The 24,329-nt window shown below is 65.3% G+C and carries 22 protein-coding genes and 2 tRNA genes; 16 read left to right on the top strand and 8 right to left on the bottom strand.

What is annotated here, in order from left to right:
• Positions 1-175 precede the first annotated feature (175 nt).
• From FLL57_RS15825 to FLL57_RS15840, 4 genes are all read left to right on the top strand, one after another.
• Positions 176-250 (top strand) — tRNA-OTHER (locus tag FLL57_RS15825).
• Between the two features lie 175 nt (positions 251-425).
• Positions 426-3,755: a carbamoyl-phosphate synthase large subunit gene (gene carB, locus FLL57_RS15830; RefSeq protein WP_013503990.1), complete on the top strand. Its 3,330-nt coding sequence runs from the start codon at positions 426-428 to the stop codon at positions 3,753-3,755.
• 222 nt (positions 3,756-3,977) lie between these two features.
• Positions 3,978-4,454, top strand: a complete 477-nt coding sequence (gene greA / locus FLL57_RS15835) for a transcription elongation factor GreA (protein ID WP_013503991.1) — start codon at positions 3,978-3,980, stop codon at positions 4,452-4,454.
• Between the two features lie 253 nt (positions 4,455-4,707).
• Positions 4,708-5,118 (top strand): DoxX family protein, encoded by a 411-nt coding sequence (locus FLL57_RS15840; protein ID WP_142883380.1) that lies wholly within the window; start codon positions 4,708-4,710, stop codon positions 5,116-5,118.
• A 15-nt stretch (positions 5,119-5,133) separates the two neighbouring features.
• Here FLL57_RS15840 and FLL57_RS15845 read toward each other — a convergent pair whose 3' ends face one another.
• Complete coding sequence (locus FLL57_RS15845) at positions 5,134-5,616, bottom strand: Lrp/AsnC family transcriptional regulator (protein ID WP_013503993.1); 483 nt, start codon at positions 5,614-5,616, stop codon at positions 5,134-5,136.
• Positions 5,617-5,872: 256 nt separating this feature from the next.
• Here FLL57_RS15845 and trxB point away from each other — a divergent pair, with 256 nt between their 5' ends.
• Both trxB and FLL57_RS15855 read left to right on the top strand, forming a co-directional pair.
• On the top strand, positions 5,873-6,838 hold the full coding sequence (trxB, locus tag FLL57_RS15850; protein WP_142883381.1) for a thioredoxin-disulfide reductase: 966 nt from the start codon (positions 5,873-5,875) through the stop codon (positions 6,836-6,838).
• A gap of 7 nt (positions 6,839-6,845) precedes the next feature.
• Positions 6,846-7,769, top strand: a complete 924-nt coding sequence (locus FLL57_RS15855; protein WP_013503995.1) for a LysR family transcriptional regulator — start codon at positions 6,846-6,848, stop codon at positions 7,767-7,769.
• 342 nt (positions 7,770-8,111) lie between these two features.
• Here the strand turns inward: FLL57_RS15855 and FLL57_RS15860 are convergent, their stop codons facing one another.
• From FLL57_RS15860 to FLL57_RS15885, 6 genes are all read right to left on the bottom strand, one after another.
• Positions 8,112-8,786 carry a ParA family protein gene (locus tag FLL57_RS15860; RefSeq protein WP_013503996.1) on the bottom strand — a complete coding sequence of 225 codons (675 nt, stop codon included), beginning with the start codon at positions 8,784-8,786 and terminating at the stop codon, positions 8,112-8,114.
• Positions 8,787-9,008: 222 nt separating this feature from the next.
• Positions 9,009-9,383 carry a hypothetical protein gene (locus FLL57_RS15865; protein WP_047307348.1) on the bottom strand — a complete coding sequence of 125 codons (375 nt, stop codon included), beginning with the start codon at positions 9,381-9,383 and terminating at the stop codon, positions 9,009-9,011.
• 95 nt (positions 9,384-9,478) lie between these two features.
• On the bottom strand, positions 9,479-9,802 hold the full coding sequence (locus FLL57_RS15870; RefSeq protein ID WP_142883382.1) for a hypothetical protein: 324 nt from the start codon (positions 9,800-9,802) through the stop codon (positions 9,479-9,481).
• Positions 9,803-10,060: 258 nt separating this feature from the next.
• Positions 10,061-10,137, bottom strand: a tRNA-His gene (locus FLL57_RS15875).
• 175 nt (positions 10,138-10,312) lie between these two features.
• Entirely contained in the window at positions 10,313-10,744 is a 432-nt protein-coding gene (locus FLL57_RS15880) for a phasin (RefSeq protein WP_013503999.1), read from the bottom strand.
• Positions 10,745-10,986: 242 nt separating this feature from the next.
• Positions 10,987-11,370: a phasin gene (locus FLL57_RS15885; protein ID WP_013504000.1), complete on the bottom strand. Its 384-nt coding sequence runs from the start codon at positions 11,368-11,370 to the stop codon at positions 10,987-10,989.
• Between the two features lie 338 nt (positions 11,371-11,708).
• Between FLL57_RS15885 and FLL57_RS15890 the strand changes: the two genes are divergently transcribed.
• The 4 genes from FLL57_RS15890 to FLL57_RS15905 all read left to right on the top strand — a co-directional run bounded on the left by FLL57_RS15890 (position 11,709) and on the right by FLL57_RS15905 (position 17,069).
• Positions 11,709-15,296: a PAS domain-containing protein gene (locus tag FLL57_RS15890; protein WP_142883383.1), complete on the top strand. Its 3,588-nt coding sequence runs from the start codon at positions 11,709-11,711 to the stop codon at positions 15,294-15,296.
• Positions 15,297-15,622: 326 nt separating this feature from the next.
• Positions 15,623-15,874 carry a type II toxin-antitoxin system VapB family antitoxin gene (locus tag FLL57_RS15895; protein WP_011159676.1) on the top strand — a complete coding sequence of 84 codons (252 nt, stop codon included), beginning with the start codon at positions 15,623-15,625 and terminating at the stop codon, positions 15,872-15,874.
• Entirely contained in the window at positions 15,871-16,275 is a 405-nt protein-coding gene (locus FLL57_RS15900) for a type II toxin-antitoxin system VapC family toxin (RefSeq protein WP_142883384.1), read from the top strand. Before FLL57_RS15895 ends, FLL57_RS15900 begins: the two co-directional genes overlap by 4 nt.
• Positions 16,276-16,358: 83 nt before the next feature.
• Positions 16,359-17,069 carry a Crp/Fnr family transcriptional regulator gene (locus tag FLL57_RS15905; RefSeq protein WP_013504003.1) on the top strand — a complete coding sequence of 237 codons (711 nt, stop codon included), beginning with the start codon at positions 16,359-16,361 and terminating at the stop codon, positions 17,067-17,069.
• On the opposite strand, the gene FLL57_RS15910 is transcribed toward FLL57_RS15905, so the two are convergent.
• Entirely contained in the window at positions 17,042-17,266 is a 225-nt protein-coding gene (locus tag FLL57_RS15910) for a DUF1858 domain-containing protein (protein WP_142883385.1), read from the bottom strand. The genes FLL57_RS15905 and FLL57_RS15910 overlap by 28 nt on opposite strands.
• Before the next feature lie 235 nt (positions 17,267-17,501).
• Between FLL57_RS15910 and nirK the strand changes: the two genes are divergently transcribed.
• The 6 genes from nirK (at position 17,502) to FLL57_RS15940 (ending at position 24,251) form a co-directional block, all read left to right on the top strand.
• Complete coding sequence (gene nirK, locus FLL57_RS15915; protein ID WP_142883386.1) at positions 17,502-18,614, top strand: copper-containing nitrite reductase; 1,113 nt, start codon at positions 17,502-17,504, stop codon at positions 18,612-18,614.
• Between the two features lie 140 nt (positions 18,615-18,754).
• A complete protein-coding gene (locus FLL57_RS15920) occupies positions 18,755-19,636 on the top strand; it encodes an SUMF1/EgtB/PvdO family nonheme iron enzyme (RefSeq protein WP_142883387.1) in 882 nt (293 codons plus the stop codon).
• Positions 19,637-19,786: 150 nt separating this feature from the next.
• On the top strand, positions 19,787-21,331 hold the full coding sequence (locus FLL57_RS15925; RefSeq protein WP_142883388.1) for a thymidine phosphorylase family protein: 1,545 nt from the start codon (positions 19,787-19,789) through the stop codon (positions 21,329-21,331).
• Positions 21,328-22,239, top strand: coding sequence for a ribose-phosphate pyrophosphokinase (locus tag FLL57_RS15930; protein ID WP_142883389.1), 912 nt, complete (start codon positions 21,328-21,330; stop codon positions 22,237-22,239). The genes FLL57_RS15925 and FLL57_RS15930 overlap by 4 nt, the downstream gene beginning before the upstream one ends.
• Positions 22,236-23,858 carry an MBL fold metallo-hydrolase gene (locus tag FLL57_RS15935; protein WP_142883390.1) on the top strand — a complete coding sequence of 541 codons (1,623 nt, stop codon included), beginning with the start codon at positions 22,236-22,238 and terminating at the stop codon, positions 23,856-23,858. Before FLL57_RS15930 ends, FLL57_RS15935 begins: the two co-directional genes overlap by 4 nt.
• Before the next feature lie 177 nt (positions 23,859-24,035).
• Positions 24,036-24,251, top strand: a complete 216-nt coding sequence (locus tag FLL57_RS15940) for a hypothetical protein (protein ID WP_047308076.1) — start codon at positions 24,036-24,038, stop codon at positions 24,249-24,251.
• The last annotated feature ends 78 nt before the right edge of the window (positions 24,252-24,329 follow it).

The raw sequence follows: 24,329 nt of genomic DNA on the forward strand, positions 1-24,329 counted from the left end.
AACGTCGCGAGCGCAAGACAGCCCGGTATTTTTGCACCGCGCCGGGCCGCACGCCACCACCGCATGCCGATCGACGCGGCCCAATCCTGAACGACAAGGCCGGAAGGCCGTATTGCATTAAGGATAGCCGCTCTCCGGGCTGGATCACCCCTTCGTGAAGTGCCAAGATGCGCGTGGCCCGGTGGCGGAAGATTAACGCGGGAGCGGTGCAACGCTCCTTTTCCTGGTTCAAGTCCAGGCTGGGCCTCCAGATCTTGCCGAAATTGCCGGTTGACGGGCGACTCGAAGGCCTTTCGCCGCCCGGGAAACTGGTCTAAGACACCTCCCGCGCGCCTGGGACGGCCCGGCGCTTGAAGACCTGAGGGACGCGCGGCTGCGCGCCCTTTTTTTGTGCCCGCGATTTCCGCCCGCGTCAGCGAGATTTGATGCCCAAACGAACCGACATCTCCACCATCCTCATCATCGGGGCCGGTCCTATCGTGATCGGCCAGGCCTGCGAATTCGACTATTCCGGCACGCAGGCGGTCAAGGCGCTGAAGCAGGAGGGCTATCGGGTCGTCCTGGTCAACTCCAATCCGGCGACGATCATGACCGATCCGGAGCTGGCGGATGCGACCTATATCGAGCCGATCACCCCCGAGATCGTCGCCAAGATCATCGAGAAGGAGCGCTACGTCATCCCCGGCGGCTTCGCGCTGCTGCCGACGATGGGCGGCCAGACCGCGCTGAACTGCGCGCTGTCCTTGCGCAAGCTCGGGACGCTGGAAAAATTCGACGTCGAGATGATCGGCGCCACCGCCGACGCCATCGACAAGGCCGAGGACCGCGAGCGGTTCCGCGAGGCGATGACCAAGATCGGCCTGGAGACCCCGAACTCGCGCCAGGTCAAGAGCCTGCCCGATGCGCTGCGTGCGCTCGACGAGATCGGCTTCCCGGCGCTGATCCGGCCGTCGTTCACGATGGGCGGCACCGGCGGCGGCATCGCCTATACCAAGGCCGAATTCATCGAGATCGTCGAGCGCGGCATCGACGCCTCCCCGACCAACGAGGTGCTGATCGAAGAATCGATCCTCGGCTGGAAGGAGTATGAGATGGAGGTCGTGCGCGACAAGCACGACAACTGCATCATCATTTGCTCGATCGAGAACCTCGATCCGATGGGGGTGCACACCGGCGATTCGATCACCGTGGCGCCGGCGCTGACGCTGACCGATAAGGAATACCAGATCATGCGCGACGCCTCGCTGGCGGTGCTGCGCGAGATCGGGGTGGAGACCGGCGGTTCCAACGTGCAGTTCGCGGTCAATCCGGCCGACGGCCGGCTGGTCGTGATCGAAATGAACCCGCGGGTGTCGCGCTCCTCCGCGCTGGCGTCGAAGGCGACCGGCTTCCCGATCGCCAAGGTCGCCGCCAAGCTGGCTGTCGGCTACACGCTGGACGAAATCGCCAACGACATCACCGGCGGCGCCACGCCGGCTTCGTTCGAGCCGACGATCGACTACGTCGTCACCAAAATCCCGCGTTTCGCCTTCGAGAAATTCCCCGGCGCGTCACCCACGCTGACCACCGCAATGAAATCGGTCGGCGAGGTGATGGCGATCGGCCGCACCTTCCAGGAGAGCCTGCAAAAGGCGCTGCGCGGCCTCGAAAGCGGCCTCACCGGCCTGGACGAGATCGAGATCGAAGGTCTCGGCCGCGGCGACGACAAGAATGCGATCCGCGCAGCGCTCGGCACCCCGACGCCGAGCCGGCTGCTGCAGGTCGCGCAGGCGATGCGGCTCGGCTGGTCGGACGAGGAGATCTTCAACTCCTGCAAGATCGATCCATGGTTCCTGGCGCAGCTTCGCGGCATCGTCGACATGGAAGCCCGGGTCCGCGACGCTGGCCTGCCGGACCATGCCTTCGGCATGCGCACCCTGAAGGCGATGGGCTTCTCCGACGCCCGCCTCGCCGTTCTCGCCGACACCACCGAGGCGGAGGTCAAGGCCAAGCGCCGCGCGCTAGGCGTCCGCCCCGTCTTCAAGCGGATCGACACCTGCGCGGCCGAGTTCGCCTCGCCGACCGCCTATATGTATTCGACCTACGAGGCGCCGTTCGCCGGCCCCGCGTCGGACGAAAGCCGGCCGTCGGACAAGGAGAAGGTGATCATTCTCGGCGGCGGTCCCAACCGGATCGGCCAGGGCATCGAGTTCGACTATTGCTGCTGCCACGCGTGCTTTGCGCTGCACGACGCTGGCTATGAATCGATCATGGTCAACTGCAACCCGGAGACCGTGTCGACCGACTACGACACCGCGGACCGGCTGTACTTCGAGCCCCTGACCGCCGAGGACGTACTCGAGATCATCGACACCGAACGCTCCAACGGCACGCTGCGCGGCGTGATCGTGCAGTTCGGCGGCCAGACGCCGCTGAAGCTGGCGCGGGCGCTGGAAGCTGCCGACGTGCCGATCCTCGGCACTTCGCCGGACGCGATCGACCTCGCCGAGGACCGCGACCGCTTCAAACGCATCCTCGACAAGCTGCGGCTCAAGCAGCCGAAGAACGGCATCGCCTATTCGGTGGAGCAGGCGCGGCTGGTTGCAGCCGAGCTCGGCCTGCCGCTGGTGGTGCGTCCGTCTTATGTGCTCGGCGGCCGCGCGATGCAGATCATCCGTGAAGACAACCAGCTCAGCGACTACCTGCTCGGCACTCTGCCGGAGCTGGTGCCGGGCGACGTCAAAGCTCGCTATCCGAACGACAAGACCGGGCAGATCAACACCGTGCTCGGCACTAATCCGCTGCTGTTCGACCGCTATCTGTCGGACGCTACGGAAGTGGACGTGGATTGCCTGTCCGACGGCAAGGACACCTTCATCGTCGGCATCATGGAGCACATCGAAGAGGCCGGCATTCACTCCGGCGACTCGGCCTGCTCGTTGCCGCCGCATTCGCTCGATGCCAACACCATCGCCGAGCTGGAGCGACAGACTCGCGAACTGGCTCTCGGCCTCGATGTCGTCGGTCTGATGAACGTGCAATACGCCATCAAGGACGGCGAGATCTACGTGCTCGAAGTCAATCCGCGCGCCTCGCGCACGGTGCCGTTCGTCGCCAAGGTGATCGGCATGCCGGTCGCCAAGCTGGCGGCGCGAATCATGGCCGGCGAGAAGATCGCCGATCTGGGCCTGAAGAAGCGCAGCCTCGACCATGTCGGCGTCAAGGAATCGGTGTTCCCGTTCGCCCGCTTCCCCGGCATCGACACCGTGCTCGGCCCGGAGATGCGCTCGACCGGCGAGGTGATGGGCCTCGATCGGTCGTTCGAGATCGCCTTCGCCAAAAGCCAGCTCGGCGGCGGCACCCGTGTGCCGCGAAAGGGGACCGTGTTCGTGTCGGTCCGCGAGAACGACAAGGCGCGAATCCTCGACGCCGTTAAGCTCTTGCACTCGGTCGGCTTCAAGGTAATCGCTACCTCCGGCACCCAGCGCTATCTGTCGGACCACGGCGTGCCGGCGGAAAAGATCAACAAGGTGCTGGAAGGCCGTCCGCACATCGTCGACGCCATCATGAACGGCGAAGTGCAGTTGGTGTTCAACACCACCGAGGGCCCGCAGGCGCTGGCCGACAGCCGGTCGCTGCGGCGCGCTGCCCTCTTGCATAAAGTTCCCTATTACACCACTCTTTCGGGAGCGGTCGCCGCCGCAAAGGGCATCCGGGCCTATTTGGATGGGGATCTTGAGGTCCGGACCCTGCAGAGCTACTTTTCCGAAAGCTGATCGTCGTCCGGCCCTGCGCGGCCGGCTATCGACTACAGGCCGCAAGGCTGGGAACCCGCCCGCATTGGAAATGTTCTCTCCGGCGTTTGCCGGAAAGCTCTAGGGCCGATTTGAACCGACTTCGGCGGCCGCAGAGGCGCGGCGCCGCCGTAAACAGCCGACGACGTTGCGGGCGAGCAGGGTTCGGCGATCCGCAACGTATTCTTGAAGGATGAAGACACGATGGTCGAAAAGATACCGATGACTGCGAGCGGGTACGCCGCACTTTCGGACGAGTTGAAGCATCGCCAGTCGGTGGATCGTCCGCGCATCATCGAGCACATCGCCGAAGCGCGCTCCCATGGCGACCTCTCGGAAAACGCCGAGTACCACGCCGCCAAGGAAGAGCAGTCCCACAACGAAGGCCGGATCAACGAACTCGAGGACAAGCTGGCGCGCGCGGACATCATCGACGTCAGCAAGCTGTCTGGCGACACTGTCAAGTTCGGCGCGACCGTCACCCTGATCGACGAGGACACCGAGAAGAAGGCGGTGTGGCAGATCGTCGGTGAGGCCGAAGCCGACGCCAAGAAGGGCAAGATCTCGATCACCTCGCCGCTGGCGCGGGCGCTGATCGGCAAGAAAGCCGGCTCCTCGGTCGAGGTCGTCGCCCCCGGCGGCGCAAAGGCCTACGAGATCGAAAAGGTCGAATGGCGCTGACAGGGCGCCTCGTCGAATGGAATGAAAAGCCGCGGGGTCGCCGCGGCTTTTTGTTGCCTGGAGCTTTTTTCCGATTTTGATGGGATCCGCACCCGGAGCTTGAGCTGTTTGGTCGACCTCGCGTGAACGCGCTCGTGTAACGGTTCTCACGGCGAATTCAGTCGCTGAATTTCCGCTCTTGCGGCAAAGTTCCGGAGGGTCGGCAACGTTTTTGCCCGGCCGCGACTGCCTGACCCTCGAGATCGGATCGTTCATGAATCAGTCGTTTGCGCGCTGGCAACCGCTCGCCTTGAGCCTGCTCCGCTTCATCACCGGCTTGCTGCTGTTTCAGTACGGCGTTGCCAAACTGTTCAAGTACCCCCCGGTGCCGATGTTCGCCAAGGTCGAGCTGTTCTCGCTGCACGGCGCGGCCGGAAGCCTGGAATTGATTCTCGGCGCGCTGCTGATGCTCGGCCTTTTCACCCGCCCGGTGGCGTTCATCCTGTCGGGCGAGATGGCGTTCGCTTATTTCCTCGGCCACGTCTTCAAGGGTGCGACACCGGTGTGGCTCCCGCTGCTCAATGGAGGCACCCTGGCGATCGCACTGTGTTTTGCCTGCCTGTATCTGGCGACGGCGGGCGGCGGCCCGGTCAGCCTCGACCGCGTGCTGCGGCGCGATCGCTGATGCGGTGCGGCGACGTCAGGGCGTCGCCGCTTTCAGCTCCAGCGGCACTGCCGCGGCGTATTTCGAATTGCGCAGCACCAGCGAGGTGCGGACGTTGCGGACGTGCGGCGCCGCCGTGAGATGGGCGACGAAATTTTGAAACGTCGCCATATCGGGCGCGACGCATTTCAGGATGAAGTCGACCTCACCCGATAGCATCCAGCACTCGCGAACCAACGGCTCGTTGCGGACGAATTCCTCGAAGCCGCGCAGGTCGGCCTCTGCCTGGCTCGACAGGTGCACCGAGGCGAACACCGTCACGTCGAAACCGAGATGGGCCGGATCGAGCAGGCCGCGATAGCCGAGGATGTAGCCCTCCTCCTCCAGCGTCCGCACCCGCCGCAGACAGGGCGGCGGCGAGATGCCGACCCGTTTGGCCAATTCGACATTGGTGATTCGGCCGTCGTCCTGGATTTCCTGCAGGATCTTGAGATCGATCTGGTCGAGGCTCTTGGTCACGCTGGCGCTATTCCCGCAAGGCGGATTCGGCTTACAAACAGCCTCTCTTAGCGCACCCCGCGGAATTTGGGTAATTTTATTTCGCGATGCTCACAACTCGTTTTCCAATCTTGGTGGGAAATCCTGCACGGAGGTATTGCAAATCTTGCATAGCTCACCAAATAACATAGACTTCTGTCTGATCTTCCGCCCATCGGCGATGCCCCAGCCAGGCCAATTCCTGCGTCGCGCCGCCCTCAGTTTCGGGGACTGATTCATGTCGAGTCCGGTTCAAGCCAAGGTCGTCATCATCGGATCAGGGCCGGCTGGCTACACCGCCGCGATCTACGCCTCCCGCGCGATGCTGGAGCCGATCCTGATCCAGGGCATGCAGCCCGGCGGCCAGCTCACCATCACCACCGATGTCGAGAATTACCCAGGCTTCGCCGATGTGATCCAAGGCCCGTGGCTGATGGAGCAGATGGAGAAGCAGGCGCTCCATGTCGGCACCCAGATCAAGACCGACCTTGTGGTCCATCTGGATCTCAGCCAGCGGCCGTTCCGACTGACTTGCGACAGTGGCGACGTCTATCTCGCCGATACCCTGATTCTCGCCACCGGCGCCCAGGCTCGCTGGCTCGGCATACCGTCCGAGCAGACCTACAAGGGCTTCGGCGTTTCGGCCTGCGCGACGTGTGACGGCTTCTTCTATCGCGGCAAGGATGTCGTGGTGGTCGGCGGCGGCAACACCGCGGTCGAGGAAGCGCTGTTCCTGACCAACTTCGCCGCCAGCGTCACGGTCGTGCACCGGCGCGACCATTTCCGGGCCGAGCGAATCCTGCAGGACCGGCTGTTCAAGCATCCGAAGATCAACGTGATCTGGGACGTCGCGGTAGAGGAAATCTGCGGCGCCGAGAACCCGACCAAGGTCACCCACGTCCGGCTGAAGAACGTCAGGAGCGGTGCGACTAGCGAGATCAAGGCCGACGGCGTGTTCATCGCGATCGGCCACGCCCCGGCGACCGAACTGTTCAAGGACCAGGTCAAGCTGAAACCGTCGGGCTATGTCGAGGTGGCGGCGAATTCGACCGCAACCTCGGTGCCCGGCGTGTTCGCCGCCGGGGACGTCGCGGACGAGACCTACCGGCAGGCGGTCACCGCCGCCGGAATGGGCTGCATGGCGGCTCTCGAAGCCGAACGCTTCCTGGCGCTGCGCGCCGGCGACCGCCAGGCGGCGGAGTGAGTTTTTGATGGCGCGATACCGTGACGGGTTCACCGATATGGACTGGGACAAGCTGAAGGTCTTCCACGCCGCTGCCGAAGCGGGAAGTTTCACCCATGCCGGCGAGCAGCTCGGGCTGTCGCAGTCCGCGGTGTCGCGGCAGGTCAGCGCGCTGGAGCAGGAGCTCTCGGTCTCGCTGTTCCACCGGCATGCCCGCGGCCTGATCCTCACCGAACAGGGCGACCTGCTGTTCCGCACGGCGCACGACGTGTTCATGCAGTTGCAGGCCGCACGCGCCAAACTCACCGACAGCCGCGAGCGGCCGAGCGGCGACCTGAAGGTCACCACCACACCGGGCCTCGGCATTCACTGGCTGGTGCCGCGGCTCGGCGAATTCACCGCGCTGTATCCGGAAATCCGGATTTCGCTGATCGTGACCGACGAAGAGCTCGACCTGTCGATGCGGGAAGCAGACGTCGCGATCCGCACCCGCAAGCCGACCCAGCCCGACCTGATCCAGCGCAAGCTGTTCTCGATCGGCTTTCACGCCTACTGCTCGCCGGAATACATCAAGAATTTCGGCACGCCGCGAACGCTGGAAGAGCTCGACGATCATCGGCTGATCATGCTCAGCGACAGTCAGGTGCCGCCGCATCTTCAGAACCGGAGCTGGCTGATCGAGGCAGGCCGCAACGGCGTTGGTCCGCGCGAGCCTTACTTCAAGGTCAACAATATCCTCGGACTGGTGCGTGCCTGCCAGCAGGGCCTCGGCATCGCCGCGCTGCCGGACTATTTGATCGAGGACACCAACCGTCTGGTGCAGTTGTTCGGCGAAGAGGACTCGATCCAGCTCGATACCTACTTCGTTTATCCGGAGGAGCTGAAGACGGTGGCGCGCGTGCAGGTGTTCCGCGATTTCGTCGTCAACAAGGCGCAGCGCTGGCCGGGCTGATTTGCCGCTCCCGGTGGCTTCGCATGTCTGACATGCGAGGCCCCCGCTTGCTGCGCCACCGGATCGCGGATCAAATCAGATCCATGCTGAGGGGCCGCGCTACAAACAGTCCCCCTCCTCCAGTAACGCGGCGGCTCAGTGATCCCTCTTGGAAGGTGATTGTGTCGGCCTATCAGGCCAAGACCTTTAGCCGGGCTCCGCGTGAGCCCGGTTTTTTTCTGACCGAGGGGCGAGCAATCGACGCTCTGGAGCCGATCGCCCCACATCCAATCAGAACGAAACGCGCGGCGAGACCGCGCGTGAGGTTGACGATCGGCGCACGCGTCGAAACGCGCGTCTGCTCTACGCCGCCTGCTTGTGCATGCCGGAGTTCCCGGCGCCTCGGATCGCCTTGACCGAGCGTTCGATCGCCGCCCACAGCCGGCTGATCTCGTAGGCCGCCCGACCTTCGGCGGCGTATTCGCGCGCGCCCTGCCCTTCACCGAGCGCCATCAGCAGATCGGCGCGATTGGTGATTTGCCCGCCCCACACCGGCGCGCGGAATTTGGCCAGCGCATCGCGCGCGATGGTGACGATGCGGCTCTCGACCTCGTCGCGCAGCGCCGGAGCGCCGTTGAGCACGACCGCATAGGGCTTGCGATGCGACCGGCAGGTCTGGATGGTGTCCTGCACCGCGTTGACGTCGAACACGCCGGGCCGCGCCGGGATGATCACCATGGTGGCGTTGCGGATCGCGTCGTCGACGACCGCAGACAGATTTGGCGGCGTGTCGACGAAAACCCACTCGACGCCATCACGCTTGGCAGCAGCGACGATGTCGCTTACCGACCGCGTCGCGGTGCGCAGTGGCGGCTCGTTAGTTCCGCGAAGCTTGTGCCACAACGTCAGCGAGCCTTGCGGATCGGCATCGATCAGCAGGCATGGACGCGATGATTTGTGAACCTGCGCTGCCAAGTGAGCGGTGAGCGTACTCTTGCCCGACCCGCCTTTACGCGAAGCAAAAACGATTACGTTCATCCGCTGGCCTCCCGATTGACCTTGCTGGCGAAGGTGAATCAGCTCGTTGATTCGTGGAAGATAAAATTGCAAGCAATCATCGCTGCTTCGCCAAATTACGCCAGCAACGTGTTTTTGAGGCACACGGCGCCCTCTGCGTGCGCTGCACCGTGGCCGCAAATTGAGTCGCCAAGACGGTTTTTGAGTCGCCCGTCGAACGCGCCGATCGTTGATACGAAGGAACTATGCGGCGGGCTTGACCGAGGAGTCGGCTGCGGCGTCCGGGCGCGGGTCGAACGGCGTGAGATCGACGCCGCGGGCCCGCTGCCGCTCGAGCCATTTGCGCTCGATCCAGTTCAGCGTGCGCGCGGTCGGTTTTTCCAGCGCCGGCACATCCTGTGCGACCAGCACCATGCCGAGCGGCAGCATCCAAAGACCCAGCACGGGCAGGAAACTGAGGACACCGCCGCCGATCAGTGCGACGCCGAGCGGCAGCCTGACGTATCGCGACGACGGCTTGCGGAGCCAGCCGACAAAATGCGCCGGGCGCGGCGGGAGTTTGGACTCGAACCACGCCAGATGGCGTTCGAGCTCGGCGCGATGATCAGTGACGTTCACGAGATCCTCCTCAAGGCGCGAGATATGCGCGTCGATTTCGACACCAACGCGGCAAGCTGTCGCGCGGATCCACGAAACCCGAGAGGAGACAAAGATTAACGCTGCGCCCGCTGCTGCGGCTTGCGGTGGGACTGCGGCTTGGACCGCGCCGCTTTGCCGGAGCGCATCGCCACCGGCGTCGCTCCGAAATGAGCACGACATCCCGCGGTGAGCTGGGCCTTGTTCCGAATCATGCAGACGGTGATCCGGTCGACATCGGGAACGAACGCGCCGCAAAGGCGCATCGCGTCGCCAGTACAGGCCTGCTGCTGCTCGGCCGTATAGGCGAGTGCACCGGTCGCCAATAGCGACACACCAAGACTGACCGCTACGAAAACCGCATGACGGCGACCGCCTGAGATCGAATGGATCGAGATCATGGAAGCCCCTCTATGCTGGCGTTTCCCCGCTGCCGCCCGATTCTTGCTCTTTTGCGTCGACCGAGTGTGAGGGAGCCGCGATGGATTCGCAAGCAGCAGGCGAACCGCAATAAGAAGAACGAAATGGGAAGGCGACCTGTAGGACCGTGACCGCAGGACCGTAACCGCACCGGTCTCGCTTCCGGCCCGCAGTACGACTGGCCTGCCGGCCAGCGTTGGCGGGCGGAAACGGCTCCGAAGAGGGAAATATTCAAGGGGTGGTACAGTTGGGTGGGCTCGAACCACCGACCTCCTGTTCCACAGACAGGCGCTCTAACCAACTGAGCTACAACTGCATCCGGCGCGGCCGAGGTGGCCTGCGAACGGGCGGAAACTAGGTGCAACGCCGCGCTTTGGCAAGGCCGTGATCGACCGCAAGACCAATGTCGGGGGTGCTGTCGACAACAACCTGCCGACGACAAAGCCCGGGCACACGGCCCGGGCCCTGAAAACATTGAAAACCGTGCTGAATCAGGCGGCCGGCTTGAAGATCTTGGACGCGTTGGCCTTGATCGGCTCGACCGTGTCGGCGGCGACCTTCTGGGTCAGCTCGGTCAGTTCCTTGGTCTGCGCGGTCAACGTCTCGATCTGGCTCTTGGCGTGGGAGGTCCACAATTCCATCATGTCCGGCAGGGTCTTGGCGCCCATCAGGCTGTGCGCGAAATCGAAGCTGGCGCTGGTGTTGGTCTTCACGAAGTCGAACAGCTTGGCGGAATAATCGGTCGCGCCCTTGCTGGCGGTGGTGAACACCGCCTCGATCGTGCCGTTCTGGGTCTCGGCGACATCCTTCAGCTTGGCATAGCTCTCACGGGCCTGCGACACGCCCTTTTCTGCGAAGGCGCGGACCTGTTCGGGGAGCTGGAACGGCATCACGGTGGAAAACGGATCGCTCGAGTCGGCCATAAGGGCATCCTTCGCTGGTGGGGATATCGAAGTGACCCGCGCGAGCGGCCTGCGCAGTCTTCAGGCTGGACGCCGAGCCAGGGGGACGACCAAGGTCATCCAATTGCCACAAGATATCACAAAAATTGTGCAATGCAACATAAAATTGCATTGCACTGCCGCATTCTGCATCTGCCGCAGCACTAAGGGTTAGGCTGGGGCCCCGGCTGAAATTCGCGAGATTCTGGTGAAGGGCCCCGGATCTAGTTCTTCGGCTTGGCGACGTCCTGCGCCGCTTTGGTGACGACCTGACCGAATTCGCTGGCCTGTTCGGCGAACGCCTTCATCTGCGCCTGGACATATTCGGTGTGCAGCCGCATCACCTCGCCGAGATCCTTGGCGTGGACGAGCTGCTGGGCGTAGTCCAGCGCAGCGTGAACGTTGCGCTCGGCAAAACCGACGGCGCGGCCGGTGATCTCCTTGGCGTTGGCCCGGGCGGCGGCCCCGCGATCCTCGATGGTGGCGGCGGTCTGCTGGGCGCTGGTCAGCATGTGCTCGAACGCCTTGCGGGCCTGATCGAACCCGGCCTCTGCCATCGAGCGCATTTCCTGGGGAATCTCGAACCGGTCACGCTGCTCCTGATCCATCGTCAGCTCCTTCCGCCTGTTACGCCGATGCCCGACTGCAACCGCTGCCGGCATCCGGGACCTTAGCGACCAATCGCATCGCCGGTGTGACCGGCGGATGTCGACTAGCGCATCGTGACCGATCGTCCTGGTTTTGCAACCTTCCAACGCCGTCGAGGCTTTCCAGGTCCCGGGGCAGCGGCCGAATTAAGGTTATTCGCGCTTAAGACGGGATAGGCCGGTCTCGATCGTGGACCTAACGACGGCCGCTGGCGATAATGAATTGTTAAGGTTCACAGGCCCCGCACCCTATCCGGCCACAGGCGCACCGCAGCCGAACCGCGGCGTTACGAGTAGCGATGAGCAACTGGGACTTTCAATTGCGAGGGGTCGACGATCCCCGGCTCGCGGTGCACGCGACCCGGACGCTGCCGGCGTGGCTGTGGTCGATCGACGGCAGCCGGGTACTGTGGGCGAACCCGGTCGCGGCCCGGCTGTTCGGCGCCGCCAATGCCTCGGAGCTCGCCGGCCGCAGTTTCCGGCCGGCCGATCCGCACCGCCGTCAGGTCGCCCAGCTCGCCGTCAAGCTCCCGCCGAACGGCGCCACCCGGCTGGAGCGGCTGCGCGGCTTCGGCGCCCCGCTCGGCGCCCTGGTGACCTGCGCCTGCACCCGACTCGGCTTCGCCGACGGCAGCGCCGGCGTCCTGGTCGCGGCGACCGAATCGATCGGCCGTCCGATGCCGCTGATCGACCGGCTGCGCGGCCTGGTCGAGGGGGTCGACACCCCGATCGCTGCGTTCGCCAGCGATGGTCTGTTCGTCGGCTCCAGCGCCGCCGCGCGAACCCTGCTCGGCTTCCGCAACCTGGGCGAGGCAGGACTCGACCAGGCCCGCGCCGACGCGCTGCGGCTCGGCCGGGCCGAGACCCCGATCGGGCTCGGCCATCTGGTGTTGCAACGGGTGGGCAGCGGCGCCGATGTCGGACTGATCGCGCTGCTGGCGCCGGGCACGGCGACCGAGCCTGCTCCGCAACCAAAAGGCAAGTCTCCAGAGCCGCAGCATCAGACTGATTCATATCCACAGCAGGAGACCGAACACCCGGCTGCGGCTGAGACGCCGGTCGAGCCGCCCCCCCAGTCCGAGCCGACTGTCGAAGCTCCGCAGGCAACCGAAGAAGCTTCACGACTGACGGTGGTTGTGACGGAAGCAAAAGACGAGTCCGGCGAATCGCAGCAGTCCGTGGAGTCGGAGATCATTCCAGCGCCCGCAACGGATCAGCAGCCGGCCAAAACCGAGGCGGCATCGGCTGAGCCCGACTACGAGACGTTCGCGATCCTCAGCGAAGCGCCTGCCGAATTCACGCTGCTTGGCGACGTCGCCCCCGCTGTCGAAGTGCGGCCCGCCCCGCCCGAACCGCAGGTGGACGAGGTCGACACGAACGCACCGCAATCGCAGCCGGCTGATCCTGTCGAAGAGCCCGCCGCCGAGGTGGTTCCGACCGATGAGCCTGTCGCACCCGGTCCGATCGGTGAGCCCTCACCTTACATCGAGGCCGTTGCCGACGAGCCGGCATCACCGCAGGCGGCCGAGAACGAACACCGGCCGGCCACCGAACAATCCGCAGCACCCGAGCCGGCCGCTGCTGAGCCGTCGGCAACCGAAGCTCCATCAGCCGTCGACACGATGCCAGAACCGCCCGCGCCGCGACGGCATCCGCTGCGGTTCGTCTGGCAGATCGACCGTGACGGCCGGCTGGCGATCGCGTCGGACGAATTCCTCCGCCTGATCGGACCGCATACCGCCGCCAATCTCGGCGAACGCTGGAGCGAGGCCGCCGTCCGACTCGGACTTGATCCCGACCACCGCGTCACCGCAGCGCTCGCGACCCGTCACACCTGGAGCGGCATCACCTTGCAATGGCCGGCCGACGGCACCGCGCTGCGGCTGCCGATCGAAATGTCCGGCCTGCCCGTGCAGGATCAGGGCGGCGCTTTCGCCGGCTATCGCGGCTTCGGCGTCTGCCGCGATCTCGCTGCGCTCGATCAGCTCGCTGCACTGCGCCGGCATGCTCCCCACGAACCGTCGCCACGGCCGCAGCCGCTGTCGGCCGATCGCACTTCGCACGACGACGCGTCAGATCAGGCCCCTGCTCTGGACCCGCTCCTGAACCCTTTGGACACGCCTGTGGATACCCCGAAAAACGTCCTGCCGTTCCGGCCCGCCAACGACACGCGCGCGCCGTCGCTGACCCCGGGCGAGAACAGCGCCTTCCACGAACTGGCGCAGCAATTGGCAGCCCGGCTCGCAAGCGAGACGCCGCCGACTTCCGAAGCGCCGTCCATCGTCGACGACGAGACCGCGCTTGAGCCAGAGATGGCGCCGAGCCAAGTACCCGACGCCCCGAGCGCCGACCGGGTTGCGCCGACGTCTTCACCGGCGAGCGGCGCCGGCGCGCGCGATCGCCTGCTGCTCGATCTGATGCCGGTCGGCGTGCTGATCTATCGGCTCGACCGGCTGCTCTATGCAAACTCCGCATTCCTGGCGCGGATGGGCTTTCCGAGCGTCGCCGCGCTCGAAGAGGCCGGAGGCCTCGATGCGCTGTATGTCGACTCCGGCGTCGGCGATTCCAGTAGCAGTTCGGAGACCGGCACGCCGATTACCATCACCGCCGCGCAAGGCGGCGACGCGGCGCCGACAGAAGCGCGGCTGTTCACGATCGCCTGGGACGGCGATCAGGCGCTGGCGTTGATCTGCTCGGCCGCCACCGCACCAACCGCCGTGGCCGAATTGCCGTTCGCGCCGACGACTGCGATCGAGGATGCGCCCTCGGCAGTCGGTGCCGCGAATGCCGAGGAGCTCGGCGCGATTCTCGACACCACCGCCGAAGGCGTACTGATGTTCGACGAGGCCGGCCAGATCAGCGCCGCCAACCGCAGCGCGGAAGCGCTGTTCGGCTACGACGGCGACGCGCTGGTCGCGCACAATCTGATCGAGCTGTTCGCGCCGGAAAGCCGCGCCGCCGTACTCGATTACTTGGACAGCATCAAGAGGGGCCGCGCCCAGAGCGTGCTCGACCACGGCCTCGAAGCGCTCGGCCAGGTGCGCGAAGGCGGGCTGTTTCCGCTCACCATGACGATCGGCCGGACCCGTGCCGACGGGCCGAATTTCTTCGCCGTATTCCGCGACCTGTCGCAGGTGCAGCGTACCGAAACCGAACTGAGCCAGGCCAAGCGGCTCGCCGAACGGGCCGCCGGCGCCAAGGCAGACGTGCTGGCGCGGCTCAGCCACGAGATCCGCGCCCCGCTCAACGCCATCATCGGCTTTGCCGAAGTGATGATCGAGGAGCGGTTCGGCCCGCTCGGCAACGAGCGTTACGTCGACTACATGAAAGACATCCGCGCTTCGGGCGAACGCGTCATCGGCATCGTCGACGACCTGCTCGACCTGTCGCGGATCGAGACCGGCAAGCTCGACCTCGCCTTCGCCAGCGTCAATCTCAACGAGCTGGTCGAACAGAGCGTCGCAGTGATGCAGCCGCGGGCCAACCGCGAACGCATCATCATCCGTACCTCGCTGGCGCATCTGCTGCCGGCGGTCGTGGCCGATGCCCAGGCGCTGCGCCAGATCATCATGAACCTGATCGGTACCTCGATTCATCTGGCCAATGCCGGCGGCCAGGTGATCGTCTCGACCGCGCTCAGCGACGTCGGCGAGGTGATGCTCCGCATCCGCGACACCGGCAGCCGCCTCAACGACGACGAACTCGCAGCCGCGCTGCAACCGTTCCGCACCCCGGCGCCGAGTGACCGCACCGAAGCGGCCGGCGTCAGCCTGTCGCTGACCAAGGCGCTGGTCGAAGCCAACCGCGCCACCTTCCACATCAAGAGCGCGCCGCAATCCGGCACGCTGATCGAAGTGGTGTTCGCCCACGCACCTGCGGCGGTGTGAGCGGATCTGGCCTCGCGCTCGAAGCCTGAGCTCCGGGCATGAGTAGGCGTTACCACGCAAGTGATTGCGTGAGAGACCGGCCCGGGGGCCCTCCCGGCGTCCAACAGGCCGAGGGAGGCGGAGCGCCGAAAGGCGCGACCTTGGTATCAGTGGCCGCGACCGTCCTCGCCGGATCGCCGGAGAGAACCGTCGCGGAACGCGTTTCGACGCGGGATGCGACACTAGGAATATTGTCCCTTGGACACCCCCCTTGTCAAGCGCCTCCCGCGAGACCAAATTACAGGATGCGGTAGACAAATGCTATTTCTCTACCAATCGGAGATCGCATGCATCTCAACATCAAGAACGACGAAGCTCATCAGTTAGCGACAGAGCTGGCCCGCATGACCGGGGAGAGCCTCACTGCGGCGGTGACCAATGCGCTGCGCGAACAGCTCGCACGCGAGCATCGTCGCCGGCAAACCGACCAGATCGCGCAACGACTGCTGAAGATCGGGGGCCGTTACGCCGCGTTGCCTGACACCGGGCGAACTCCAGACGAGATTCTCGGCTACGATGAGAATGGATTGCCCACGTGATCGTCATCGACACGTCGGCGATCATTGCGATCTTTCGCGAGGAGCAGGAGGCAGCCCAGTTCGCGCGGCTGATCGCCTCCGACGATCAACCGGTCCTATCCTCAGGCAATTTGCTGGAGATTGCGATCGTTCTCCGTGGACTAAAGGACGTTCAGCCGGCCAAAGCCGAACGATGGCTTGATGACTTTATCGCGGCGGCCGGCATCCGGATCGAGCCCGTGACCACCGAGCAGACCGGATACGCGCGTTCGGCGCATTTGCGGTTCGGGAAAGGGACCGGCCACAAAGCAGCTCTCAACTACGGAGATTGCTTCGCCTACGCGCTGGCCAAAGCTCTGAATGCCCCCTTGCTGTGCAAGGGCAACGACTTTCCGCTGACCGATATTCCGCTTGTCGCGTAGATCTCTCCCTGGGCTTACCCCTTGCTCCCCGCCTGCAATCGCGATTTAGCTGGCGCGGACCGAACCCTGGCGCGAGAGCCTCGATGGCGACGATCGACACTTCCCTGGTTGCGAAACTGCCGCTGTTTGCGGGGCTGAGCCCGGCGGAGCTCGACGCCGTGCTGCTTGAGGCGCGGTCGATCCGGGTTCCCAAGAACGGCCATGTGTTCGAGCAGGGCGAGGACGCCCATTCGTTCTTCGTGCTGCTGCACGGCCACGTCCGCGCCAGCAAGGTGACGCCGGCCGGCGAGCAGATCGTGGTGCGCTACGTCGCGCCCGGGGAGACGCTGGGCGTCGCGATGGCGATCGGGCTCAACCGCTATCCGGCGACTGCCACCGCAGTCGACGATTCGATCGTGCTGGCCTGGCCGACCGCGGCCTGGCCGCGGCTGGTCGAGCAGTATCCGGCGCTCGCCACCAACACGCTGCGCACCGTCGGCGGCCGGCTGCAGGAGACGCATTCCCGGGTGGTGGAGATGTCGACCCAGCAGGTCGAACAGCGGGTCGCGCATGCGCTGCTGCGGCTCGCCAAGCAGAGCGGCCGCAAGGTCGAGAACGGGGTGCAGATCGATTTCCCGATCAGCCGTCAGGATATCGCGCAGATGACCGGCACCACGCTGCACACCGTCAGCCGGCTGCTGTCGGGCTGGGAGCAGAAGGGCCTGATCGAAAGCGGCCGGCAGAAGATCGTCCTGCGCGAGCCGCATCAGCTCGTGGTGCTGGCCGATCAGGCGCCCGACGGCAAGACCTCCTGAGACTTCGCCACAGCCTCGCGCAGCGCCGCCAGGAACGACACCTCGGCAATGCCGTGCTCATGACAGGAATCCTCGATCGTGTGAAACGTCGCGATCGGGCAGCCGACGCAGGCGAGCTTGAAATCCAGGAATACCCGGATCGTCGCCGGCCATCGGCGCATCACGTCTTCGACTACGAAGGTGCGGTCAATCGACATTATTGTCTCCGTTGACCCGAAATGCTGAGGCCCGGGGCGGCGGCGTTCTTTGTCGCGCGACAACGTTTCGGAGGTTCCCACACCTCGTAGTTGTCGCATCCGACGAATGACGGATGCGGGTGCCCCCGTAGTTGAAAGGTATTCATCTCCGAGCTTGTGCTGGGACAAACAGCAGCGGCACGGCAGGAGCATGGTTGCGCCAGCCGACTATCAATCAGCCGCAAGGACGATGACCATGATGACCCGTCGAGACACTCTGTTGGGCGCCGCCGCGACCGCTCTGCTGCTCAGCACCGTGCCGAACGTGGCGTTCGCCGCCGAGGACGAAATCTCCAAACTGCCGCGCCAGAAGATCGAGCTGGTGGCGCCGCCGTTCGTGCACGCGCATCAGCAGGCCACCAAGGACGGCCCGAAGGTCGTCGAGTTCAAGCTGGTTGTCCAGGAAAAGGAAGTGGTGATCGACGAGGACGGCACCAAATTCCAGGCGATGACATTCAACGGCTCGATGCCCGGACCGTTGATGGTGGTGCACGAGGGCGACTACGTCGAGCTGACGCTGGTCAATCCCGCCACCAACACCATGCCACACAATATCGACTTCCACGCCTCGACCGGCGCGCTCGGCGGCGGCGCGCTGACCTTGATCAATCCCGGCGAACAGGTGGTGCTGCGGTTCAAGGCCGACCGCGCCGGCACCTTCGTGTATCACTGCGCACCGGGCGGCAACATGATCCCGTGGCACGTCGTTTCCGGCATGAACGGCGCCATGATGGTGCTGCCGCGCGACGGCCTGAAGGATCGGAACGGCAAGCCGCTGCACTACGACCGCATCTATTACATCGGTGAGCAGGACATGTACGTGCCGAAGGACGAGCACGGCAAATACAAATCCTTCGCCTCACCGGCCGAGTCCTATGTCGACACGGTCGAGGTGATGCGCAAGCTGATCCCGACCCATGTGGTATTCAACGGCAAGGTGGGCGCGCTGACCGGCAAGGACGCGATGACCGCCAAGGTCGGCGAGACCGTGTTGATCGTGCATTCGCAGGCCAACCGCGACACCCGCCCGCACATCATCGGCGGCCACGGCGATTATGTCTGGGAGACCGGCAAGTTCGCCAATCCGCCGGAGACCAATCTGGAAACCTGGTTCATCCGCGGCGGCTCGGCCGGAGCTGCGCTGTACACCTTCAAGCAGCCGGGCGTGTACGCCTACGTCAACCACAACCTGATCGAAGCGGTCGAACTCGGCGCCACCGCGCACTTCAAGGTCGACGGCAAGTGGAACGACGACCTGATGAAGCAGGTCAGCGCCCCCGGCCCGATCCCGGGCGGCCCGACCAACTAACTCGCCTTCGTCATTGCGAGGAGGCGAAGCCGACGAAGCAATCCCGAAGCGCCACGTTGCGGGCTTTGGATTGCTTCGCCTTCGGCTCGCAATGACGGAGAGCGGCTTTCGATTCGATCGAAACGATCCGGTCCACCGCCATGCTGCTCGCCTTCAAAGCCAAGATCGCCCTCGCCGCCCTCGTCGGGTTCGCCACGCCTTTGGCTGTGACGCCGCTGGTGATCGGTCAGGGCGATGCGGGGCTCGACGGCCGGCAGGCGGTGGTCGACGTCGCGCCGGGCGTGATGCGCTACCGGCTTGCGGGCGAATTCACCCGCGACGGCCGCCAGATCGAAGCGCCGCATGTCGACCTGCGGTTCGACCGGCCGCTGTCGATCATGCTGCATCAGGTCAGCGCGGCCGACTACCAACTCTGCGTCGATGATCGCGCCTGCCATCCGGTGCCCGCCGGCACCGCGATCCGCGCCGATCGGCCCGCCGTGCAGGTGTCGTGGCAGGATGCGACGACCTATGCCGATTGGCTGTCGCGCAAGACAGGCGCACACTACCGGCTGCCGACCGATGCCGAGTGGGCGTTTGCGGCCGGCAGCCGGTTCAGGGACGACGGGCTGGCGGCGGAAACCGAAGATCCTGCGGTGCGCTGGATCGCGCGCTACGAGCGCGAATCCGATCGCGGCGATCTGTCGACCAGCCTGCGCAGCTTCGGCGGCTTCGGCGCCAACGAACGCGGCCTGCTCGATCTGGCCGGTAACGTCTGGGAATGGACCACGACCTGCTTCGACCGCACCGCGATCGACGCCGATGGCCGGGCGCAGGCCCGGACCGCCAATTGCGGGGTGCGGGTCGCCGAAGGCCGGCACCGCGCCTACGTGTCCGATTTCATCCGCGACGCCAAGGCCGGCGGCTGCTCGGCCGGGCTACCGCCAATCCACCTCGGTTTCCGCCTTGTGCGCGAACCGGATGCGCCGCTGGCATGGCTGCGCGAACAGTTGGGCCGTGCCATGGCGTCGGTGGGCATCTGAGCGCGGCCCAAGGCCGCGCACCACATTGACACGCATCAAACGGACCGGAGGCACGAGCTTCTAGCCTTGCGCATCGCGTGTCGCGCCCCGCAGGCGCCTCGACACGCGCTCCTGACTGGCCGCCCGGCCGCTGCGCGGAGTTGCGCGATCTTGAATGCTCCCGATCTCACCCGCCCGCCGCTGACCATCCGGCGGATCAGCCTCGACACCGGCCGCGAGAATGTCGCGGTGATCTCCCGCCGCTCCCATGCGTTGCGTCCCGACGTGTTCCGCGGCTTCAGCCGCGTCGAGTTGCGGATCGGCGACAAAGTGCTGCTGGCGACGCTGATGATCACCGACGACGATGCGCTGATCGGCCCCGACGAACTCGGCCTGTCCGAGCCGGCGTTCCGCCGCTTCAACGAGCCGGTCGGCACCGCGGTGTCGGTGACGCCGGCGCGCTCACCGGCCAGCCTGGATGCGGTCCGCGCCAAGATCCAGGGCCACACGCTGTCGGCCACGGAGATCACCGCGATCGTCGATGACCTGGCGCACTTCCGCTACTCCGACATGGAGATCGCCGCGTTCCTGATCAGCGCCGCACGGTTCACCTCGACCGACGAATTGCTGGCGCTGGTCGGCGCGATGGCCTCGGTCGGCACCAAGCTGGTATGGGACACCCCGATCGTCGTCGACAAGCACTGCATCGGCGGCATTCCCGGCAACCGCACCACCATGGTGGTGGTGCCGATCGTCGCTGCGCACGGGCTGATGATTCCTAAGACCTCGTCGCGCGCCATCACCTCCCCGGCCGGCACCGCCGACACCATGGAGCTGCTGGCGCGGGTCGATCTCGACGTCGAGCAGATGAAACAAGTGGTGCACGCCTGCGGCGGCTGCCTGGTGTGGGGCGGCCACGTCAACCTGTCGCCCGCCGACGACATCCTGATCTCGGTCGAACGTCCGCTGAGTCTCGATACACCCGAGCAGATGGTCGCCTCGATCATGTCGAAGAAGCTCGCCGCCGGCTCGACCCGGCTGCTGATCGACTTCCCGGTCGGCCCGTCGGCGAAGGTGGCGAACGCCAACGAGGCGATGCGGCTGCGCAAGCTGTTCGAATTCGTCGGCGATCATTTCGGCATCGGCGTCGAGGTGGTCACCACCGACGGTCGCCAGCCGATCGGCCGCGGCATCGGGCCGGTGCTGGAAGCCCGCGACGTGATGGCGGTTCTGGGCAACGAGCCGGACGCGCCCGCGGACTTGCGCGAGAAGTCGCTGCGGCTCGCGGCGCATCTTTTGGAGTATGATCCGAAGTTGCGCGGAGGCGCCGGCTATGCCCGCGCCAAAGAGCTGCTCGACAGCGGCGCTGCGCTGAAGAAGATGCAGCAGATCATCGACGCGCAGGGGCCGTCGCCCTGCCGTGTCGACCTCGGCGCGCACGCCGCCGACGTGCTGGCTTCCGCCGATGGCGTGGTCAACGGGATCGACTGCCTGCGCATCAACCGCCTCGCCCGCACCGCCGGCGCCCCGGTGGCCAAGGGTGCCGGAATCGACCTGTTCAAGAAGATCGGCGACCGCGTCGAAAAAGGCGAGCCACTGTACCGGGTGTATGCGTCCGACAGCGCCGAATTCGATCTGGCGCTGGCCGCGGCGCAGGCGGAGTCCGGCTTCTCGATCAATCATCACACCCCGGCAGACGTGGACCTGGTGTCGTGAGCGCCGCGCTGCACTATCTGGCCTCGGCGGCCGACGACGCGATCCGGCTCGCAGCGCGGCTCGGCGTGCCGGCGCATCTGATCAGGCAGCACCGTTTTCCCGACGGCGAGTTCGCCGTCAATGTCGGCCCGGTGGCGGCGACCACCATCCTGTATCTGCCGCTCGACCAGCCCAACGATAAGCTGGTGACCATCCTGTTCGCCGCCGAAGCGCTGCGCCGCGAAGGCTGCAACCGGCTGGTGCTGCTGGCGCCGTATCTCTGCTACATGCGCCAGGACGTCGCGTTCCGCCCCGGCGATGCGATCAGCCAGAGAGCGATGGGCCGGCTGCTGGCTGGCTTGGTCGACCGCGTCATCACCGTCGACCCGCATCTGCATCGCACGCCGCGGCTCAGCGACGTCTTCCCGGGGATCACAGCCGATGAATTGTCGGCGATGCCGGCGATCGCCGCGGCGCTGCGCGGCACGCTCGATCCTGACACCGTGGTGGTCGGACCGGACTCCGAGTCGCAACAATGGGTTGATGCGCTCGCCGAACTGATCGGCACCCGATCGGCAGTGGCGCAGAAAATCCGCCATGGCGACCGATCGGTCGAAATCGCGTTCACTGATGCGAGCGCGGTGGCGGGCCGGCCGGCGCTGCTGGTCGACGACATCGTCTCGTCCGGCGGCACGCTGATCGCCTGCACGCGCGCGCTGCTCGGCGCCGGCGCAACGTCGGTCGACGCGGTGATCACCCACGCGCTGTTTCCACCGGCAATGCTGCGCGACTTCGCTTCCGCCGGAATCCGCAGCATCCGCTCCACCCACACCGTCCCGCACCCGACAAATGCGATTACGCTCGACGAACTGTTCGTCGACGCCCTGCACACCGAGATCGGCAGGACGATCAAGGAGACCCGCGCATGAGCGTCACCATCAGGTTCTGCGGCGCCGCGCGCACCGTCACCGGCTCCTGCTATCTGTTCGAGACCAAGGGCAAGCGCTTCCTGGTCGATTGCGGCCTGTTCCAGGGCCAGAAGACGCTGAAGGAACTGAACTACGGCGCGTTTCCGTTCCGCCCGTCCGATATCGACGCGGTGCTGCTGACGCATGCCCATATCGATCACTGCGGCCTGCTGCCGAAGCTGGTGCGCGAGGGATTCAAAGGGCGGATCCTGGCGACCCGCGGCACCATTGATCTGTGCTCCTACATGCTGCCCGACGCGGGCAGCATCCAGGAGTCCGAAGTGATGATGCTGAACCGCCGCAACGCCGCGCGGGGGCGACCGGAGGTCAGCCCGATCTACACCCAGGCCGACGCAATCGCGACGCTGTCGTCGTTCTATCCGGTCGATTACCAGAGCTGGATCACCGTTGTTCCGGGCGTGCGCGCGCGGTTCTGGAACGCCGGCCACTTGCTCGGCTCGGCCTCGATCGAAATCGAGATCGACGGCGAGGGTCGCTCGTCGTCGGCGCTGCGGCTGCTCGCCTCCGGCGACATCGGCCCCGACGGCAAGCTGCTGCAACCCGACCCGGAAGCGCCGGCGCATTTCGACTACGTGCTCTGCGAGTCGACCTATGGCGACCGGACGCGCGAGCCGACTTCACCGCAACTCCGGCACGAACGGCTCGCCGCCGAAGTCAACGCCGCCGCCGCGGCGCGCGGCGCGCTGGTGATTCCGGCGTTCGCGGTCGAGCGCACCCAGGAGCTGATCGTCGACCTGATCGACCTGATGGAGAAGGGCAGCATCCCGAGCGCACCAGTGTTCCTGGATTCGCCGCTGGCAATCCGCGCCACCGAAGTATTCCGCCGCCACGCCGCCGATCTCGACGAAGACGTCGATGTCGAGCGGCTGCTCGCCTCGCCGCATCTGCGCTTCACCGAGACGGTGGAAGAGAGCAAATCGATCGCCAAGCTGAACGGCTTCCACATTATCATCGCCGCCAGCGGGATGTGCGATGCCGGCCGCATCCGCCATCATCTCAAGCGCTGGCTGTGCCGCTCGACCGGCACCGTGCTGCTGGTCGGTTATCAGGCCAACGGCACGCTCGGCCGCTTCCTCGAGGAAGGCGCCAAGGCGGTTCGGATCATGGGCGAGGAAGTCCGCGTCAAAGCCAAGATCCGCCGCATCGACGATTACTCCGGACATGCCGATGCCGGCGAACTGATACGCTGGATCACCGAGCGCCGGCCGATCGACCGCGGGCTGTTTCTCAGCCACGGCGAAGAAACAGCGATCGCAGCGCTGGCTGAGCGACTCGGCAGTGGCGTACTGCCGGCAGCGAAGATCATTCAGCCGCTGCTCGACGACGTCTACGAACTCGCCGCACCGGTACCGACCGTGCTCGACGGCAAACATCGCCGGCGGCTCGAGCCGGAGTCGGTCGTCAGGCTCGACTGGCACAACGAGATGTCAAAGCTGCTGCTCGATATCAACGCCAGCGTCGAAGCCGCCGCCGACGAACGCGCGCGCAGCGTGATCATTCGGCGCCTGCGCCGTGCGCTCGACGAGAACGGCAACGGCGCACATGCGGCGCGGCGATAGCCACGCCATCGCGGATCCCGGTGCCATGGTTTGAATACCATTTGTGCAAGGTTTGATTCACACTCGGCATTGGAACACCGCTACGCCTGCGAAATACGCGATTCGATTGCAGCTATTCGAATTGCAATCCCCTATGGGCTGTGTGCTAGATTATCTCGCAGATGCACAATCCGGGGGATGCTCGTGAGTGCGAACTATCATGTCGCCGAAGGCGACCAGAATGCGCTCGGTCAGTATCTGGTCGCCCGAACCGCCAGTTGCAGCGCCGACAGACGTCCGCATCTGCAGATCGCCTGCATTCATTGCGGCACCGAATACGTCGCCGCCGAGATCAATTTCCACAACTGCAAGTGTCCGGCCTGCCAGGGCGGCAACGGCCATCATCTGATCTGACCCGTTGGCGGGAGCCCTACGCGGTCTTCCAGCCGGGGCTCGTAGCAGCCCGAGAGCTCTATTTGGAATCGCTCTAAT

This window comes from Rhodopseudomonas palustris, from assembly GCF_007005445.1.
GTDB classification, from domain to species: Bacteria; Pseudomonadota; Alphaproteobacteria; order Rhizobiales; family Xanthobacteraceae; genus Rhodopseudomonas; species Rhodopseudomonas palustris_G.

Coding starts and splice junctions, on each gene's coding strand:
- carB (WP_013503990.1), top strand. CDS start 426: ATGCCCAAACGAACCGACATCTCCACCATCCTCATCATCGGGGCCGGT.
- greA (WP_013503991.1), top strand. CDS start 3,978: ATGGTCGAAAAGATACCGATGACTGCGAGCGGGTACGCCGCACTTTCG.
- FLL57_RS15840 (WP_142883380.1), top strand. CDS start 4,708: ATGAATCAGTCGTTTGCGCGCTGGCAACCGCTCGCCTTGAGCCTGCTC.
- trxB (WP_142883381.1), top strand. CDS start 5,873: ATGTCGAGTCCGGTTCAAGCCAAGGTCGTCATCATCGGATCAGGGCCG.
- FLL57_RS15855 (WP_013503995.1), top strand. CDS start 6,846: ATGGCGCGATACCGTGACGGGTTCACCGATATGGACTGGGACAAGCTG.
- FLL57_RS15860 (WP_013503996.1), bottom strand. CDS start 8,786: ATGAACGTAATCGTTTTTGCTTCGCGTAAAGGCGGGTCGGGCAAGAGT.
- FLL57_RS15870 (WP_142883382.1), bottom strand. CDS start 9,802: ATGATCTCGATCCATTCGATCTCAGGCGGTCGCCGTCATGCGGTTTTC.
- FLL57_RS15880 (WP_013503999.1), bottom strand. CDS start 10,744: ATGGCCGACTCGAGCGATCCGTTTTCCACCGTGATGCCGTTCCAGCTC.
- FLL57_RS15885 (WP_013504000.1), bottom strand. CDS start 11,370: ATGGATCAGGAGCAGCGTGACCGGTTCGAGATTCCCCAGGAAATGCGC.
- FLL57_RS15890 (WP_142883383.1), top strand. CDS start 11,709: ATGAGCAACTGGGACTTTCAATTGCGAGGGGTCGACGATCCCCGGCTC.
- FLL57_RS15895 (WP_011159676.1), top strand. CDS start 15,623: ATGCATCTCAACATCAAGAACGACGAAGCTCATCAGTTAGCGACAGAG.
- FLL57_RS15905 (WP_013504003.1), top strand. CDS start 16,359: ATGGCGACGATCGACACTTCCCTGGTTGCGAAACTGCCGCTGTTTGCG.
- FLL57_RS15910 (WP_142883385.1), bottom strand. CDS start 17,266: ATGTCGATTGACCGCACCTTCGTAGTCGAAGACGTGATGCGCCGATGG.
- nirK (WP_142883386.1), top strand. CDS start 17,502: ATGATGACCCGTCGAGACACTCTGTTGGGCGCCGCCGCGACCGCTCTG.
- FLL57_RS15920 (WP_142883387.1), top strand. CDS start 18,755: ATGCTGCTCGCCTTCAAAGCCAAGATCGCCCTCGCCGCCCTCGTCGGG.
- FLL57_RS15935 (WP_142883390.1), top strand. CDS start 22,236: ATGAGCGTCACCATCAGGTTCTGCGGCGCCGCGCGCACCGTCACCGGC.
- FLL57_RS15940 (WP_047308076.1), top strand. CDS start 24,036: ATGCTCGTGAGTGCGAACTATCATGTCGCCGAAGGCGACCAGAATGCG.